This window comes from Streptomyces sparsus (genome assembly GCF_054776295.1).
This window is the reverse complement of the sequence record NZ_BAAHCA010000940.1, coordinates 1-1854: the sequence shown is the minus strand read 5'-3', so window position 1 is coordinate 1854 and position 1854 is coordinate 1. Positions and strand designations below refer to the sequence as shown.

At 72.5% G+C, this 1854-nt stretch carries 2 protein-coding genes; one reads left to right on the top strand and one right to left on the bottom strand.

From position 1 onward, the window contains the following. Positions 1–600, bottom strand: a 600-nt coding sequence (locus ACYVE9_RS25125; RefSeq protein ID WP_461030186.1) for an aminotransferase class I/II-fold pyridoxal phosphate-dependent enzyme, incomplete at its 3' end; no start/stop codon positions are given. Between the two features lie 152 nt (positions 601–752). Between ACYVE9_RS25125 and bioB the strand changes: the two genes are divergently transcribed. Further along, the coding region (gene bioB / locus ACYVE9_RS25120) for a biotin synthase BioB (RefSeq protein ID WP_461030185.1) at positions 753–1854 on the top strand (1102 nt) is incomplete at its 3' end.

Below are 1854 nucleotides of genomic sequence, written 5' to 3'. Positions count from 1 at the left end.
CCCGTGCGCGTCGTCGACGAGCAGGCCGGCGCCGTGCTCCCGGCACACCGCGGCCAGCTCCGCCAGCGGCGCCGCGTCACCGTCCACGGAGAAGACGGAGTCGGTCACGGCCAGCGCGGGGCCCGCGTGCCCGTGCAGGGCTTTGCCGAACGCCTCCGGGTCGGCGTGCGGGGCGACGGTGGTCTCCGCACGGGCCAGCCGGCAGCCGTCGATGAGCGAGGCGTGGTTGCCGGCGTCGGAGACGATGAGCGAACCGCGGGTGGTCAGGGCGGTCACCGCGGCCAGGTTCGCCGCGTACCCCGAGGAGAGCACCAGGGCGGCTTCGAAGCCCAGGAAGTCGGCCAGCTCCGCTTCGAGTTCGGCGTGCAGCCCGGTCGAACCGGTGACCAGCCTCGATCCGGTGGCGCCGGCCCCCCAGTGGCGGGCCGCGGAGGCGGCCGCGTCGGTGACCGCAGGGTGGCGGGCCAGGCCGAGGTAGTCGTTGCCGGCGAGGTCCAGCAGCGGCGAACGGGCGGGACGGGCGCGCAGCTCACGCACCAGGCCGGCCTGCCTGCGGTGCTCGCGTGCGGTGTCGAGCCAGCCGAACGGGTCCTGGGGCATGCGGGGGCCGTTCCGTGTGTGTCTGTGGGGACCGTATAGAACCTAGTGCCGTGGAAGCCCGGTCAGGGTGTGGCAATGCACACACCTGTTTCCGGCCCCGTTGTGGGTTCTCTCCTTGGCCGGAGGGCGCCGGGTACGCGAGGATCTGCGCCATGGAGCTGCTGAACACGCTGGTGGACAAGGGGTTGCGGCGCGAGCTGCCGACGCGCGAGGAAGCGCTCGCCGTGCTGGCGACCTCCGACGACGAACTGCTCGACGTGGTGGCTGCGGCCGGAAAGGTGCGCCGCCAGTGGTTCGGGCGGCGGGTGAAGCTGAACTACCTGGTCAACCTGAAGTCGGGGCTGTGCCCGGAGGACTGCTCGTACTGCTCGCAGCGGCTCGGGTCGAAGGCGGAGATCCTCAAGTACACCTGGCTGAAGCCGGAGCAGGCCGCCGAGGCAGCGCGAGCCGGTGTGGCCGGCGGCGCCAAGCGGGTGTGCCTGGTGGCGAGCGGCCGGGGGCCGACCGACCGTGACGTGGCCCGGGTCTCGGAGACCATCTCGGCCATCAAGCAGGAGAACGAGGGCGTCGAGGTGTGCGCCTGCCTGGGTCTGCTGTCGCAGGGGCAGGCGTCGGCCCTGCGGGACGCGGGCGCGGACGCCTACAACCACAACCTGAACACCTCCGAGTCGACGTACGCGGACATCTGCACCACGCACGACTTCGCGGACCGGGTCTCCACCGTGGAGCAGGCGCAGGCAGCGGGCCTCTCCGCGTGCTCGGGTCTGATCGCGGGCATGGGGGAGAGCGACGGCGACCTGGTCGACGTGGTGTACGCCCTGCGCGAGCTGGACCCCGACTCGGTACCGGTCAACTTCCTCATCCCGTTCGAGGGCACCCCGCTGGGCAAGGAGTGGAACCTGACTCCGCAGCGGGCGCTGCGCATCCTGGCGATGGTCCGGTTCGTCTGCCCGGACGTGGAGGTCCGTCTCGCAGGCGGCCGGGAGGTGCACCTGCGGTCGATGCAGCCGCTGGCCCTGCACCTGGCCAACTCCATCTTCCTGGGCGACTACCTGACCAGCGAGGGACAGGCCGGGCAGTCCGATCTCGACATGATCGCGGACGCCGGCTTCGAGGTGGAGGGCGCCGGGACGGTGACCCTTCCCGAGCACCGGGCGGACGCCACGTCCGCGGCCGGTGGCTGCGGACCGCAGGGCGGTTGTGCGCCGTGCGGCGACGGCGAGGCGGCGCCGGCCGAGCCGGTGACGGCGAGCG